Source organism: Amycolatopsis sp. NPDC114478, assembly GCF_055633805.1.
The window spans coordinates 330237-343364 of record NZ_JBVKDO010000008.1; the positions used below are offsets into that span (position 1 = coordinate 330237).

Consider the following 13128-nt stretch of genomic DNA (forward strand, 5'->3'; position numbering starts at 1 on the left):
CTCACTCTGCGGCCTGCTGGTCGCGGGCGTTCAGCTCGCGTAGGTACCGGTTGTACGCGGCCAGCTCTTCGTCCTCGTCCGTCGGCCGCACGTCGGGACGGGGACGGGGAGCGGGCACCTCGGCGACGGGGGCCGGCTTCGGCTGCTCGTCCGCCGTGCCGTCGACTTCGGCCCTCTGCCGGAGCTTGCGGATCCGCCAGAACATGAAGGCCGGGAACAGCCCGAACAACGGCCACTGCAGGACGTAGCCGAGGTTCTGGAAGGTGCCGTTCGCGGAGGTGAAGCGGTCCCACTGCCACCAGGCGAGCCCGCAGCAGACGAGCAGGCTCACCAGGCAGGTCGCGACGATCGCGATCCGCCGCCCCCAGGGGGACGCGGCCGGTGGCGGGGAAGCTGGCACGGTTCGAAAGTAGCACTGGGCGGCTGAGGGGTGACGGCCGACCGCGACCGGGGTGGCCCGGCTCTCAGCCCTGCTTGCGCACCGACTGGGCCGCCTTCGCGTACCCGTCCGCCAAGCCGAACACCTTCTGCGCGTACTCCGTCGAGTTGTTGTACGACAGGATCCCGGCCCACCACCCGCTCGGGCTCGCCATGTCCCGCCCGCCCGCGCACAGGTACCGCGCCGCCGCCAGGGCCGCGTCGTCGATCTGCTGGGGGTCGCCGAGGCCGTCGCCGTTGCCGTCCGAAGCCCACTTGCGCCACGTGCTCGGGATGAACTGCATCGGGCCGACCGCGCGGTCGACGGTCGGGTCGCCGTCGTAGCGGCCGCCGTCGGTGTCGCCGATCGCCTGGACGCCCGACGAGCCGTCGAGCGGGACACCGATGATCGGCTTGGACGGGCGGCCGTCGGCGCCCAGCACCGCGCCCCCGTACTGGCCGTGGTTGGACTCGATGCGGCCGATGCCGGCCAGGGTCGCCCAGGAGATCCGGCACTTGGGCTGGTCCGCGCGCATCGCCAGCTCGGCGTTGCCGTACGCCTGCAACGCCCGCGCCGGGACGCCGGACACCGCCGCGACCTGGCTCGCCCACTGCGACAGCGTCGCCGGGCCGGTGCTGCGGGCCTGCTGGGGTGACGTCTGCTGGTCGGCCCCGCCCGCGGCCACGCCGCCGGCCGGCGCGACCGACCCCGGGCGAACGTCGGCCGCCTTGACCTGCAGGGCGGGGATTTCGGTGGTGAGGGGGCTGGCTTCCGGCGTCGACGCGCGGGTGACCAGCCAGACCCCGCCGCCGGCCACGGCCAGCACGGCGAGGACCACGACCAGCCGGGTGAGCACGGCCACCCCGGAGGAGCGCGGCGCCGGTGCCGGTGCGGCGGGGGCGGCTTCCTCGACGCTCGCGTCGATCGGGTCGGCCTCGTTCTTTCCGGTCCTGGTGCGCACGAAACTCCGGTCCTCCAGCGTGGTGTCGACGAAGTGTCAACGAGCCCGCGCAGGTTAGCGTTACGCGGGTCGTCGCCATCGTCTCACCGCACCGGTTCACCCGGCCGTGTGGAGAGCGTCTCGTCAGGCGGACTTCTGCTGCCGCGCGAGCCGCGCGACGCACCAGGCCGGGGCGCTGCCGCGGCGCAGGTGCTGCAGGACGGTCATCGGCCCGAGCCGGCGGCTCAGGTCGGACGGCGCGAGCCCGGCCGCCCGGTAGTCGAGGGCCCGCTGGTCGAGCGGGCTGAGCCCGGCGTCCCACCACTCCTCGGCCTCGGCGACGCCGCCGACCATCTGCCACCAGCCCGCGGCGGCGGTGAGGAGCTCTTCGGGCACGTCGGGCAGGCGGCTGCGCATCGCCGCGAGGTAGCCGGGGTCGGCCGACTCGACGGGGACGAACCGGGACTGCCCGGTCCGGGCGCGCTGGCCGGGGATGCCCGGAGCCTGCGCCGGCGCGTCGGCCAGCCACGCGGACGCGATGCGGTCGACCTCCTGCTCTTCGGGGGTCTGCTCGCGCTCGGCGGCCCACTGCCGGATCAGCGCGTCCACTCCGGGATCTCCGGTCATCCCTGCCTCCTTGTAGGTCCCCGACGGACAGGCCCTGACGCCTGTCCCACGCGGTGGCGCCGCACGCACCAACCTGCACCTTGCTGAGTGGAAACTGCCTGCGTACCGGGGGTCTCCGGGGGGAGGGCGAACCACCCGATCACGCAATGTGAGCACCGTAGGGCCGGGGTGGTCTCCTTCGCCAGACCCCGGCAGGGACGAATTCGCCGACCTGCGCGTTTTCGGCCGCAATCCACCCGGATGGTCGAGCGCTGGGGTCCGAAATCCGAGATTGGTGACACTCAGTGATTTACCGTCCGCTAACACACAGGGTGACGACCGGCGCCGCGGTTCGCGGGGCCGGTGAGCGGTGCGCGGAGATCAGGAGAAGAGCGACCTGAAGAACGTGACGATGGCTTCGGCGCCGTCCTTCAGCCAGCCGAGGACGCGGTGCACGAAGTCGGCGGACTGGTTGGGCTGGGTGATCAGGAAGAAGAGCACGAGCGCGACGACGCCCACGATGAGAACCTTCTTCATGCCGCTCGACATGGGCTTCCTCCCCGGCTCGCCGCGCCCGTCCTGGGAGTGGCCACGCCAATACTCTAGGCAAGGCGTGCCCCGAAGACACCCCGAGCAACCCCCGACGACCCCCGAGGAGCGGCGATGACGCGGAACGTGCTGGTCGAGCGCGACGGCGAAGTGACGACAGTCACCATCGACCGCCCGGCCGCCCGCAACGCCGTCGACGGGCCGACCGCGGCCGAGCTGGCCGAAGCGTTCCGCGAGTTCGACGCGGACCCCGGCGCGGCGGTCGCGGTGCTCACCGGATCGGGTGGCGCGTTCTGCGCGGGCGCGGACCTGAAGGCGATCGGCACCGACCGGATGAACCGCACTCACCCGGACGGGGACGGCCCGATGGGCCCGACCCGGCTGCGGCTCGGCAAGCCGGTGATCGCGGCGGTGCACGGGCACGCCGTTGCGGGCGGGCTGGAGCTGGCGCTGTGGTGCGACCTGCGGGTCGCGGACGCGACGGCGGTGTTCGGGGTGTTCTGCCGCCGCTGGGGCGTGCCGCTGATCGACGGCGGGACGGTGCGGCTGCCGCGGCTGATCGGCCAGTCCCGGGCGATGGACCTGATCCTGACGGGCCGGGCGGTCTCGGCGGAGGAGGCGTTTTCGATCGGCTTGGCGAACCGCTTGGTGCCGGCGGGCGAAGCGGTCTCGGCGGCGCAGGAGCTGGCGCGGCAGCTCGCGGCGTTCCCGCAGGCGTGCCTGCGGGGTGACCGGTCGTCGGCGCTGGCGCAGTGGGGGAAGTCCGAAGAGGACGCTTTGACGGCGGAGTTCGGCGCGGCGATGGGCGCGGGGGTACTGGCGGCCGAAGCGGTCGACGGCGCGGCCCGCTTCACGGGCGGCGAGGGGCGCCACGGCAGCTTCAGCTGAGCCGAAGGGGCGCTCGGCTCACGCCCGCTCGGCCACGCCCGCCACGGCAACTTCGGCTGAGCCGCAGGGCGCGCTCGGCTCACGCCGGTCGGCCACGCCCGCCACGGCAGCTTCGGCCGAGCCGAAAGGCGCGCTCGGCTCACACCGGGCGCAGCCCAGGCGAGGCCAAAGCGCGCCGACCACCGTCCGCAACCCCGGTTCACCGGACCGGCTGGATCGCGCGCCGTCCCCGCGGTTCCGGTCAAGCGGCCGATAAGGTCGCCCGATGGACGACGATGTCGACAGAGTCGTGCTCCGGCCCGTGGCCGAAGGCGATCTCGACCTCCTGGAACGTCTGACCAACGATCCCGTCAGCGCCGGGGAGCACCAGTGGTTCGGCTGGCACGATCCCGGCTACCTGCGCCGCCGGTGGCTGGAGACCGGGATGCTCACCGCCGAGACCGGCATGCTCGTGCCGACGCTCGGCGGCCGCGTCCTCGGGCTCGTCTCCTGGCACCGCAGCCGGACCGGGCCCGCGGCCTACTGCTGGAACGCCGGCCTCGTACTGGCGCCGGAAGCACGCGGCCACGGCTACGGCACCCAAGCCCAGCGCCTGCTCGTCGAATACCTCTTCGCCCACACCCAGCTCAACCGGGTCGAAGCGACGACCGAGGTCGGCAACCGCGCCGAACAGCGCTCGCTCGAGAAAGCCGGCTTCACCCGCGAAGGAGTCCTTCGCGGCTTCGACTTCCGGGACGGCGAGTGGCGCGACCACGTCATCTACTCGGTCGTGCGCTCCGACCTCGAGAAGAGCTAGGCGATCGCGCCCGCCGAACGCAGGGCGTCCAGGTCCGTGACGCCCAGTTCGGCGAGCACGGCTTCGGTGTCGGATCCCTTGGCACGCGGTGCTTCCGGCGTCGACGGCGGGGTGCGGTCGAACCGCGGCGCCGGGGCCGGCTGGACCATCCCGCCGATCTCGACGAACGTCCCGCGCGCCGCGTTGTGCGGGTGCGACGCGGCTTCGCCCGGGGCGAGGACCGGCGTCAGGCACGCGTCGGTGCCTTCGGCGCGCGCGACGAGGTCGTCGCGCGCGTACTTGCCGATCGCCGCCGCGAGGATCTCCCGGAGACGGGGCCACTGCGTCTTGTCCACGTGCAGGGGCAGCGAATCCGGGTCCAGTTCGAGGACCTTCACCAGGTCACCCCAGAACCGCATCTCGATCGCGCCGACGGCGACGTACTTGCCGTCCGCGGTCTCGTAGGTGTCGTAGAACGGGGCCCCGCCGTCGAGCATGTTGTCGCCGCGTTCGCCACCCCAGAGCCCGGCGGCGGCCATGCCGTGCAGGCTCGTGGTGAGCAGTGCCGCGCCGTCGACCATCGACGCGTCGACGACCTGCCCGCGACCGGACGTGTTCCGTTCGTACAGCGCGGCCAGGATGCCCATGGCCAGCAGCAGCCCGCCGCCGCCGAAGTCGCCGACGAGGTTGAGCGGCGGCACCGGCCGCTCGCCCGCGCGCCCGATCGGCTCGAGCGCGCCGGCGATGCCGATGTAGTTGATGTCGTGGCCGGCCGCCGTGGCCAGCGGGCCGTCCTGGCCCCAGCCGGTCATCCGGCCGTAGACCAGCCGCGGGTTGCGGGCGTGCACGACGTCCGGGCCGAGGCCGATCCGCTCGGCGACGCCGGGGCGGAAGGGCTCGATGAGGACGTCGGCGGTGTCGCACAGCTTCAGCACGAGTTCGACGCCTTCGGGCGTCTTGGTGTTGATGCCGACCGTCCGGCGGCCGCGGGCGAGCGGGTCGGTCGGGATGCCGAGCACGTCCTCCCCCGGCCGCGCGCGGTCGACGCGGACGACGTCGGCGCCGAGGTCGGAGAGGATCATCGTGGCGAACGGCCCGGGCGCGAGGCCGGCGAGCTCCACCACCTTCAGGCCGCTGAGCGGACCTGCCTTCATGTCGGGTCCTTTCAGAGCGAGCGGGAGATGATTTCCTTCATGATCTCGCTGGTGCCGCCGAAGATCCGGGAGATGCGGACGTCGGCCCAGGCGCGCGCGATCGGGTACTCGGTCATGTAGCCGTAGCCGCCGAAGAGCTGCACGCAGTCGTCGATCACCTTGTTGACGCGCTCGGTCGTCCACAGCTTCGCCATCGCCGCGCCCTGCACGTCGAGCTCGCCCTTGAGGTGGCGTTCGACGCACTGGTCGAGGAACGCCCGCGCCACTGCGGCCTCGGTGGCCGCCTCGGCGAGCTTGAACTTGGTGTTCTGGAAGGAGAACAGGGGACGGCCGAACGCCGTGCGCTCCTTGGTGTACTCGAGCGTCAGGTCGACGGCGGCCTCCAGCCCGGCCACCGCGGTGACGGCGATGATCAGCCGTTCCTGCGGCAGCTGCAGCATCAGCTGGAAGAAGCCCTGGCCTTCGGCGTCGCCGAGGAGGTTGGCGGCGGGCACGCGGACGTCGTCGAAGAACAGCTCGGCGGTGTCCTGGCCCTTGAGGCCGACCTTGTCGAGGACGCGGCCGCGGCGGAAGCCCGGCGTGTCCGTCTCGACCACGATCAGCGAGACGCCCTGCGCGCCCGCGTCCGGGTCGGTCTTCACCGCGACGACGACCAGGTCGGCGTGGAAACCGTTGGTGATGAACGTCTTGGCGCCGTTGATGACGTAGTGGTCGCCATCGCGCACCGCCCGGGTCTTGATGCCCTGCAGGTCGGAGCCGGTGCCCGGTTCGGTCATCGCGATCGCGCCGACGAACTCGCCGGTGGCCAGCTTCGGCAGCCACTCGCGCTTCTTCTCTTCCGAGGCGTAGGCGAGCAGGTAGTGGGCGACGATTCCGTTGTGGACGGTCACGCCCCACGCGCTGTCGCCGGCCCGGGCCTGCTCTTCGTAGAGCACGGTCTCGTGGGCGAACGTGCCGCCGCCCCCGCCGTACTCCTCGGGGATGGACAGGCAGAGCAGCCCGACCTCACCGGCCTTGGTCCAGAACTCGCGGTCGACCTTCTTCTCGGCCGCCCAGCGCTCCTGGTGCGGCACGGCCTCCTTCTGCAGGAACGACCGCGACAGCTCGCGGAGGTCTTCGAGCTCGGTGGTGCTCCAGGAGCTCTTCGGGAGTTGAAGCGGCACGGGACCCTCCTGCTGGAAAACATGACGATCAGCATGTAAGTTCTCTGCGGAATGTACATCCGTACCGGCCTGTAGGTAAAGCAGGGAGGCCGTGGTGACCGAGACGGCGCACCGGACCCAGGCGCAGCGGCGCGAACAGACCCGCACCGCGCTGCTCGACGCGACCATCGACTGCCTGGTCGACCTCGGCTACGCGCGGACATCGGTGCAGGAGATCTGCGCCCGGGCGGGCGTGTCGAAGGGTGCCGTGCAGCACCACTTCACCGCGAAGGCCGAGCTGATGGCGGCCGCCGTCGAGCACCTGACGACGAAGCTGCGGCGCCGGCTCGCGACCTCGTTGGACGAGCTGCCCGGCGGTGGCACCGGGGTCGCCGCGGCGATCGACCTGCTCTGGACCGGCTACTCGGGCACGCTCTCGACCGCCGTCACCGAGCTGTGGGTCGCCGCCCGCACCGACCCCGAGCTGCGCGCGGCCATCCGCCCGGTCGACCGCGCGCTCGGGCGCGCGACGCTCGAGCACGTCACCCAGGTCGCCGGCGAACTACCGCCCGAACGCGCGGAAATGCTGTTCTGGCTCACCGTGAACCTGACCCGCGGGCTGGCGCTGGACGCCGAGCTCGGCGGCGACCCGACCCGGCGGCGGCAGCTGCTGGCGGAGTGGAAGCGGATCGCGGTCCTGCTCTACGAGGACGCAGCCACTGGGCCAAGCTGACCAGCGGGGCACCGCAAGGGCTGGAATACCCCTTATCCGCCCGGCGGATTCGTGGTCCAATCCCCCCGAAAGAGGGGAGCTTCCATGACCGCCACGCCGTACCAGAACCCCTACGGCCCTCCCCCAGGCCAGCCACCGCAGCCGCCGCGGTCGGCCGCAGACCCCGGCGCGCGCCTGCGGCTGGTCGCCGCGATCGTCGGCGCCGTCGCCGCGGTGGTCGTGCTGGCCGGGTCGTTCCTGCCCCAGACCAAGTTCGAGCAGATCGTCAGCGGCAAGACCGAGGGCAGCCAGACGGTCAGCGCCTGGACGCGCTCGTTCGACGTCGAGCCCAGCGACGAGGCGAAGAAGTTCTACGAGAGCACCCACGTCGCGCGCTACGGGATCCCGCTCTCGGCCGGCGCGCTGGTGCTGCTGGCCGGAGCCGGCCTGGCGTTCGCGGGCGCGCGGCGCTCGGCGGGCAACGGCGTGCGCTCGGGCGCGCGGACGGCGCTGGTCGCGGGCGGCGCGGGCGTGGCCGCGGCGGTGTGGATGCTCGGCATGGACGTCTCGGCGACGTTGAGCTACGGGTCCGACGACCAGACGATCAAGTCGGTCTACTCGACCGGCCTCGGGTTCTGGGTCCTGCTCGGCGGCGGCGCGCTGGCCGCGGTGACGCTGGTCCTCGCGGTGCTGGCCGGCCGGCAGGCGCCGGCCACCGCGCCGACCGGACCGGGTGGACCGGGTGGACCGCCGCCGGGGCCGTACGGCGGGCCGTACCAGCAGCAGGCGAGGCCGTACCCGGGGCCGCCGCAGCAGTTCGGGCAGCCCTACCCCGGCGCGCAGCCGCCGCCCCCACCGCAGCAGCCCTACCCCGGCACGCCGTCGTCGCAGCCGTTCCCGGCGCAGAGCGGGCCGTCGTCACAGCCTTTTCCCGCGCAGAGCGGACCGACTTCACAGCCCTTCCCCGCGCAGTCCGGGGAGGCGTCGCCGCCGTTCCCCGCGCAGTCCGGCGGGCTGTCGGCACGGCTCGAAGACCCCTACGGCGGCGCGACGCAGGCCCACCCACCGCCCAAGCAGGAGCCGACCCAACCGAACTACCAGCTCCCGCCGCTCAACCCGCCCAATACGTGAAAGATATTCATATCAGGCTGGACATCTGACGTACCGACGGTATGGTGTACTCGTCGGTAACCCCTGCGCGGCGTCGCGCCCGGACCTCCGGACGCCGCGGAACGGAGACGTCATGACCAGCACGACCCCCGCGAACGCGCTCGAAGACACCACCCTGCCGGCGACCGTCGGCGGGGTCGCCGGGGCGCCCGGCTCGGCGCGGGCCGCGCAGCTCGTCGCCCGCGTGGCCGGGGGCGCCGACTCGGCGCCGATCCGCATGAACGCGCCCTTCACCGGGCTGCCGATCGCGACGCTGCCCCAGGCCACCGACGCCGACGTCCGCGCGGTGTTCGGCAGCGCCCGCACCGCCCAGCGCGCCTGGGCGGACCGCTCCCCCGCCGAGCGCGCCCGCGTCCTCACCCGGCTGCACGACCTCGTGCTCGCCCGGCAGGACGAGGTCCTCGACCTGGTCCAGGTCGAAGCGGGCAAGGCGCGACTCGACGCGTTCGACGAGGTCAGCGCGACGGCGCTGGTCGCGGCCTACTACGGCAAGCACGCGGCGAAGATCCTCGCCCCGCGCCGGGTCGCGGGCGTCATCCCCGGCCTGACCCGCGCCGGCGAGATCCGCCACCCCAAGGGCGTCGTCGGCGTCATCTCGCCGTGGAACTACCCCCTGGCGCTCACCGCGATGGACGTCCTGCCGGCGCTGGCCGCGGGCAACGCCGTGGTGCAGAAGCCGGACAACCAGACCGCGCTCTCGGCGCTGTGGCTGCACGAGCTCGCCGAGGAGGCCGGGCTGCCGGCCGGGACGTGGCAGATCGTGCTCGGCCGCGGCTCGAAGATCGGCACCGCGCTGGTCGAGGAGTCGGACTACCTGTGCTTCACCGGCTCCACGCCCACCGGCAAGGAGCTGGCCGGGCAGGTGGCGAAGCGGCTGACGTCGTACTCGCTGGAGCTCGGCGGCAAGAACCCGATGGTAGTGCTGCCCGACGCCGACGTCGCGAAGGCCGCGACGGGCGCGGTGACCGCGTGCTTCTCCTCGGCGGGCCAGCTGTGCGTGTCGGTCGAGCGGATCTACGTCCACGAGGACATCCGCGACGAGTTCACCCGCGCGTTCGTCGCGCGGACCGCCGCCCTCAAGCTCGGCGGCGCGCTGGACTACCACGCCCAGATGGGGTCGCTGACGTCGGAAGAGCAGCTCGCCGCGGTGTCGGCGCACGTCGAGGACGCCCGCGCGAAGGGCGCATCGGTGCTCACCGGCGGCCGCGCGCGGCCGGACCTCGGCCCGCTGTTCTACGAGCCGACCGTGCTTTCCGGCGTCACCCCGGACATGCTGCCGTTCGCGGAGGAGACGTTCGGGCCGGTCGTCTCGATCTACGGCTACACCGACGTCACCGACGCCATCGACCGCGCCAACGACACGCCGTTCGGGCTCAACGCCAGCGTCTGGTCGCGCAACGGCCGCGCGGGCTGGGAGGTCGCGGCGCGGCTGAAGGCGGGGACGGTCAACGTCAACGAGGGCTACGCGGCGACGTTCGGCAGCGTCGGCGTGCCGATGGGCGGCATGAAGGACTCGGGCGTCGGCCGCCGCAACGGTGCCGAAGGCCTGCTGAAGTACACCGAGTCCCAGTCCATCGCGCTGCAGCGCGGGCTGGCGCTGCGACCGCCGAAGCGGGTTCCGGGTTCGCTGTGGTCGCGCGGCATGACGGTCGGCCTCAAGGCCCTGCGCCGCCTGCCGCGCTGACGCCCCTCACGCGTGTTCGGCCGTGGGCGCCGTGAGGAGCCCACGGTCGTATGCGATCGCCACCGCCTCGGCGCGGCGGCTCGCGCCGAGTTTCGCCATCACGCGGGACAGGTGGACGCTGACCGTCTTCTCGCTGATGTACAGCTCTTCGCCGACCTGGCGGTTCGTGCGGCCGAGGGCCACCCGCTCCAGGACGTCGCGCTCGCGGTCGGTCAGCGGGTCCGCCACCGTGCGCGCCGGTGCCAGGGGTTCGGCGCCGGCCAGCTCGACGCGGGCGCGGTGGGCCAGGTCGCGGACCGCGTCGCGCAGCGGGATCGCGCCGAGGCGGACCGCGACCGCGTGGGCCGCTTCGAGCGAAGGGCCCGCGTCGCCGTCCGCCGCCAGCAGCGCTTCCGCTTCGTGCCAGCGGCAGACCGCCTGCTCGTAGACGGCGCCGTAGCCGAACGCCTCCGCCGCGGCCGCCCACTTCCGGGCGTCGCCCCGGCCGGTCAGGCAGGTCGCCGCGGCCTCCAGCCGGGCCAGCCAGGCCCGGCCCTCCGGCCCGAGCGTCCCCGACCGCGGCTGCCCGACGACCGAGCACATCCGGCCGTGCGCCAGCAGCCGCTCGCCCGCCGCCACCGCGGCGCCGGCCGCGGCCTGGTCGCCGTGGACCCGGGCGGCGGCGGCCTGCGCGGCCGCGGCGGACACGCCGAGGGCGGCCATCCGGATGCCCGCGAGCAGGCCGGGTTCGATCCGCTCCAGCCAGCCGACGGTGTCCTCGGCCTGGCGCATCGCCTCGGCATAGTCGCCGCGCCAGTACGCCAGCTCGATCCCGGCGCCGCCGGCCGACAGCGGGATCTGGATGTCCGCGGTCCAGTGCTGCCGCAGCCCGGTGATCAGCTTCGCGGCGACGTCGAACCGGCCGCGGGCCACGACGAACTGGGCCCAGATGGCCTGGATCCGCGCGGCGACCGCGCTGGACACCCCGCGCCCGGCCCGGCCGGCGCTCTCGTCCGGCCAGTCACCCATGACGTACCGCAGGACCAGCTGCCCCGCCCGCAGTTCGAGCCCGAAGGTGCTCCAGCTCAGCCCGGCTTCCTCCGCCCGCGCGACGCCGCGCGAGGAGTGCTCCAGCGCTTCGGCGAACTCGGCCTGGTCGAGGTAGCTCAACGCGTGGAAGTAGGTCGCGCGGATCTCGGTGTTCGGGGCTCCGGCGTCGCGGGCCTTCCGCTCGGCCTTGCGCAGCCACTCGCGGGCCTCGGCGGCGTCGCCGCGTGAATCGGCCAACGTGCCCAGCGTGACCAGCGCCGACGCTTCCGCGCCAGCCGCCCCCACCGCCTGCGCGTCGGCGACCGCGGTGCGCGCGCTGTCCAGCGCCGCCTCCGGCTGTTCGAGGATCCGGAGGAACCCGGCCCGGCTGGCCAGCACCCAGGCGCGCGTCCCGCTCGGCTCGGTGTCCTTCACCAGGTCCCACGCCCGGTCGATCGCCGCGACCGCCTCGTCCAGGGTGCCTTCCAGCGCCAGCAGCGCTTCCGCCAGCCGCCGCCACGTCTTCGCGGCGCGGTCGGCCGAGGTCTCCGGGGTCAGCGCCTGGGTGGCCGAGCGCGCGAACGCGGCCGCCCGCTCGGGTTCGCCGGACGTGCCCGCGAAGTAGGACGCCTCGTGCAGCAGCCGCAGCTCGTCGAAACCCTCGGGCCGGTCGGCGGCCGGCACGGCGTCCCAGATGGACAGTGCCTGCTCGACGTGCCGCAGCGCCGACCCGGGCGCGCCGAGCTTCTCGGCCTCGTCCATCGCGCGCAGCAACGCCGGCAGCGCGGTGACGAGATCGCTGCTCTGCATCGAGTGGTAGGCCAGCTTCGCGTCGTGCCCGCGGCCCTGCGGGCGCGCCGCGATCCGGGCGGCGTACGCGGCGTGCGTGCGCGACCGCTCCCCCGGCAGCAGGTCGCCGTACACCGCTTCCTGCAGCAACGCGTGCCGGAACGTGTACGAGCCGTCGGCGAGGACCACCAGGACGTGGTGCTGGACGGCTTCGCGCAGGGCCTCGTCGAGTTCCAGCTCCCCCAGCCCGGAGACCTCGGCGAGCGCCGCGTGCATCACCGGCTCGTTGGCCACCGAGATAGCCCGGGCGACCCGCCGGGTGTCCGGCGACAGCCGCTCGAGCCGGGACAGCAGCACCTCGGCCAGCCCGGCGGGCAGGTCGCTGCACTCGGTCTGGGTGGCTAGCAGCTCCTCGGCGAAGAACGGGTTGCCCTCGGAGCGGGCGACGATGTCGGCCACGACGTCGGTGGACAGCGGCTCGTCGGCCAGCGCTTCGACGAACTTGCGCGCGTCGGCGGCCCCGAACGGGTGCAGGTCGACGCGTTCGACGGTGGCGAGCCGGAACAGTTCGGACAGCAGGCCGCGCAGCGGGTGGCGCCGGTGCACGTCCTCCTCGCGGTAGCTGCCCACGACCAGCAGCCGCTGCGCCCGCAGCCGGCTGAGCAGGAAGGACAGCAGGTTGCGGGTCGAGGCGTCGGCCCAGTGGAGATCCTCGAGCAGGATCACCACCGGGCGCGACTCCGAGATCTCGGTCAGCACCCCCAGTACCGCGTCGAACAACTGCAGCTGACCGAGATCCTGCTCGGGCCGGGGACGCACCATCGTCTCCCGGTCGGTCGAGGTCATCGGCGAGTGTTCGGCCGGGCGCGGTTCCTCCACGCCCTGGCCCTGCGGCAGGAGCCGCCCGAGCGCGGGGCGCAGGCGCACCGCGGCGGCCACCGCCTGGTCCGCCGAGCTGCCCAGCGGGGCGAGCGCTTCGGCGAACGGAAGATAAGGAAGACCGCCTTCGCGGACGTCGATGCAGCGGCCGGTGAGCACCAGCCCACCGCACGCCTCGACGTGCTCGGCGAGCGCGGTCAGCAGCCGGGTCTTGCCGACCCCGGCGTCCCCCGAGAGCAGCACCGCACCGGCTTCGCCGCGTTCAGCACGGGCGAAGGCGGCGCGGAGCCGCCGCATCTCGTGGGTACGGGCGACGAGCGGGATTCCGGAGCCGAGTCGGGGCACGAGGAGCATTCTTGCCTACCCCACCGACAGTTTCCGACCGCTTATCGCCTTCGACACCATCTCGCCGCC

At 73.4% G+C, this 13128-nt stretch carries 12 protein-coding genes; 5 read left to right on the forward strand and 7 right to left on the reverse strand.

All coding sequences use genetic code 11. The features are described from left to right. Position 1: 1 nt before the first annotated feature. The 4 genes from ACZ7OH_RS24360 to ACZ7OH_RS24375 all read right to left on the reverse strand — a co-directional run bounded on the left by ACZ7OH_RS24360 (position 2) and on the right by ACZ7OH_RS24375 (position 2501). Complete coding sequence (locus tag ACZ7OH_RS24360) at positions 2-400, reverse strand: hypothetical protein (protein ID WP_470282843.1); 399 nt, start codon at positions 398-400, stop codon at positions 2-4. Positions 401-464: 64 nt separating this feature from the next. Further along, positions 465-1379 (reverse strand): lytic transglycosylase domain-containing protein, encoded by a 915-nt coding sequence (locus ACZ7OH_RS24365; RefSeq protein WP_470282844.1) that lies wholly within the window; start codon positions 1377-1379, stop codon positions 465-467. Between the two features lie 123 nt (positions 1380-1502). Next, a complete protein-coding gene (locus tag ACZ7OH_RS24370) occupies positions 1503-1985 on the reverse strand; it encodes a helix-turn-helix transcriptional regulator (RefSeq protein ID WP_470282845.1) in 483 nt (160 codons plus the stop codon). Positions 1986-2345: 360 nt separating this feature from the next. Next, the gene (locus ACZ7OH_RS24375; RefSeq protein WP_167379779.1) at positions 2346-2501 is read right to left on the reverse strand and encodes a hypothetical protein; all 156 of its coding nucleotides are present in this window, start codon (positions 2499-2501) and stop codon (positions 2346-2348) included. Positions 2502-2627: 126 nt separating this feature from the next. On the opposite strand from ACZ7OH_RS24375, the gene ACZ7OH_RS24380 reads away from it, so the two are divergent. Further along, the gene (locus ACZ7OH_RS24380; protein ID WP_470282846.1) at positions 2628-3401 is read left to right on the forward strand and encodes a crotonase/enoyl-CoA hydratase family protein; all 774 of its coding nucleotides are present in this window, start codon (positions 2628-2630) and stop codon (positions 3399-3401) included. Positions 3402-3666: 265 nt separating this feature from the next. Continuing rightward, positions 3667-4197, forward strand: a complete 531-nt coding sequence (locus ACZ7OH_RS24385) for a GNAT family N-acetyltransferase (RefSeq protein ID WP_470282847.1) — start codon at positions 3667-3669, stop codon at positions 4195-4197. Here ACZ7OH_RS24385 and ACZ7OH_RS24390 read toward each other — a convergent pair. Then, complete coding sequence (locus ACZ7OH_RS24390; protein ID WP_470282848.1) at positions 4194-5330, reverse strand: CaiB/BaiF CoA transferase family protein; 1137 nt, start codon at positions 5328-5330, stop codon at positions 4194-4196. The genes ACZ7OH_RS24385 and ACZ7OH_RS24390 overlap by 4 nt on opposite strands. Before the next feature lie 11 nt (positions 5331-5341). Next, on the reverse strand, positions 5342-6493 hold the full coding sequence (locus ACZ7OH_RS24395) for an acyl-CoA dehydrogenase family protein (protein WP_470282849.1): 1152 nt from the start codon (positions 6491-6493) through the stop codon (positions 5342-5344). Between the two features lie 94 nt (positions 6494-6587). Between ACZ7OH_RS24395 and ACZ7OH_RS24400 the strand changes: the two genes are divergently transcribed. The 3 genes from ACZ7OH_RS24400 to ACZ7OH_RS24410 all read left to right on the forward strand — a co-directional run bounded on the left by ACZ7OH_RS24400 (position 6588) and on the right by ACZ7OH_RS24410 (position 10038). Then, positions 6588-7205, forward strand: a complete 618-nt coding sequence (locus ACZ7OH_RS24400; RefSeq protein ID WP_470282850.1) for a TetR/AcrR family transcriptional regulator — start codon at positions 6588-6590, stop codon at positions 7203-7205. A gap of 84 nt (positions 7206-7289) precedes the next feature. Further along, entirely contained in the window at positions 7290-8315 is a 1026-nt protein-coding gene (locus ACZ7OH_RS24405; protein WP_470282851.1) for a hypothetical protein, read from the forward strand. A gap of 112 nt (positions 8316-8427) precedes the next feature. Then, on the forward strand, positions 8428-10038 hold the full coding sequence (locus ACZ7OH_RS24410) for a succinic semialdehyde dehydrogenase (RefSeq protein WP_470282852.1): 1611 nt from the start codon (positions 8428-8430) through the stop codon (positions 10036-10038). A 6-nt stretch (positions 10039-10044) separates the two neighbouring features. On the opposite strand, the gene ACZ7OH_RS24415 is transcribed toward ACZ7OH_RS24410, so the two are convergent. Continuing rightward, positions 10045-13068 carry a helix-turn-helix transcriptional regulator gene (locus tag ACZ7OH_RS24415; RefSeq protein WP_470282853.1) on the reverse strand — a complete coding sequence of 1008 codons (3024 nt, stop codon included), beginning with the start codon at positions 13066-13068 and terminating at the stop codon, positions 10045-10047. Positions 13069-13128 lie beyond the last annotated feature (60 nt).